Source organism: Flavonifractor sp. An4 (genome assembly GCF_002161755.1).
GTDB lineage: Bacteria > Bacillota > Clostridia > Oscillospirales > Oscillospiraceae > Flavonifractor > Flavonifractor avicola.
The window spans coordinates 1-633 of record NZ_NFIL01000126.1 but is presented as its reverse complement, the minus strand read 5'-3'; the positions used below and the strand labels follow the sequence as shown (position 1 = coordinate 633).

Here is a 633-nt window from a genome sequence, read left to right as displayed (position 1 = left end):
TGGCCCGGAATGTGCTCTCGCCCCAGAAGTCCCTGGCCAAGTGTTTCCGCTACATCAGCCGGAAAGCCAGAGAGTATGCGGAACAGGAGCGGGCGGACGGCGATGTGACGGATGCCGGGGTCTACGGGTGTGACATTCCGGACGATATCGTGTACCAGTGGGCCGTGGACTATTTTAACGACCTGAATGCCGACAAAGAACCCATGAGCACGCAGGTACAGCACACCACCGCTGTCAAACAGGGCAAGGCTGTGACCCGGCCCGCAGCTCCCATCCAGCCGAATAAGGTTCCCGCCCCGGCAGGCGAGACCTATGAGCAGATGTCCCTTCTGGGAGGTGACGGACGATGAACAAGGCTGAGTGCCGCAAATATGCCGGCGAGCCCTTGCGTATTCGTGCGAACAGCGGCCTGCTGTGCGCAGACCAGATCGAGTGGCTGACCATCGCCCGTGTCCGGGTGATAGACCACCGCCGTACCCTCGTGCTCCAGGTCTATTCCCGGGCCGGGGCGGCCCAGGGGGACCTGCTTCCCAAATGGACCGTGTTCCAGCAGAAGGACGACTATCTCACGCTGGAGCGCCGGGAGGATGGCACTGCATCCTGGCGCACGGCGTGCTTTGAGCGGCTGTCCCC

The 633-nt window shown here is 62.7% G+C and carries 1 protein-coding gene and 1 pseudogene; both read left to right on the top strand.

Annotated elements, in window-relative coordinates:
- Positions 1-350 (top strand): Cas9 inhibitor AcrIIA9 family protein (locus B5F94_RS16050; protein WP_242965706.1); only part of this gene is annotated, 350 nt, incomplete at its 5' end.
- Positions 347-633: pseudogene (locus B5F94_RS16045) on the top strand (hypothetical protein); the annotation flags it as partial. The gene B5F94_RS16050 and the pseudogene B5F94_RS16045, both read left to right, overlap by 4 nt.